This is a genomic window from Jatrophihabitans lederbergiae (genome assembly GCF_031845305.1).
GTDB classification, from domain to species: domain Bacteria; phylum Actinomycetota; class Actinomycetes; order Mycobacteriales; family Jatrophihabitantaceae; genus Jatrophihabitans_A; species Jatrophihabitans_A lederbergiae.
In genome coordinates this window covers 1-815 of record NZ_JAVREH010000199.1, presented here as the reverse complement: position 1 = coordinate 815, position 815 = coordinate 1, and the positions used below count along the sequence as shown (strand labels likewise).

Annotated in this window: 1 pseudogene; it reads right to left on the bottom strand. The window is 67.2% G+C overall.

Annotated elements, in window-relative coordinates:
* A pseudogene (locus RM423_RS24965) lies at positions 1-745 on the bottom strand (IS3 family transposase); the annotation flags it as partial.
* Positions 746-815 lie beyond the last annotated feature (70 nt).

Here is an 815-nt window from a genome sequence, read left to right as displayed (position 1 = left end):
TAGGTGATGTCCCCGACGTACTTGACGTTGGGGGCCGGCGCGGTGAAGTCGCGCTTGACCAGATCCGGCACCGGGGTGTCGGCCGGTTCGGGGATCGTGGTGTGGACCTTGCGCCGCAACCTGAGCCCGGCGATGCCACGCTCGCGCATCACCCGCGCGACCCGCTTGTGATTGACCCGGCCGTTGTCGCCGATGATCGTGGCGTCGTTGAGTTCGGCGGTGATCCGCGGAGCACCATAAGTCCGATCGGCGTCGTGCACGGCCCGGATCCGTTCGGCCAGCGCCTCATCGGTGCCCGCACGCTCGGCGCGGGCATCGGCGCCCTCGAGCCAGGCGTAGAACGACGAGCGCGACACTTCCACGATCGTGCATAGCCACTTCACCTCGAAGGTGTCTCGGTGGTCGGCAACGAACTGGAAGCGGCTCACCAGTTCGTCTCCCCGGCGAAATACTTCGCCGCCGCGCGCAGGATGTCCTTCTCGGTGGCCAGCGTGCGCGCGTCGGCCTCCAACTGCGCCACGCGGGCCCGCAGCCTCGCGACTTCGTCCTCGCTCGAAACCGGAGTCGTCGCAGCACCCGCCCGGCCGTGTCGTACCGGCACGCCAGCAGCCTTGATCCAGGCCGACAACGTGGCGTCGGTGATCCCCAGATCAGCGGCGATCCGCGTGATCGTCGCCCCCTCGGTCACCCGATACAACTCGACAGCGTCGCGGCGAAACTCCTCGGAGTAGTTCTTCCTCGCCATGAGTGGATCATCTCGCTTCCACCCCACCGAAGCAGGGATTGAGCGTGTCCACTACTCGGGGTCAGGTCCC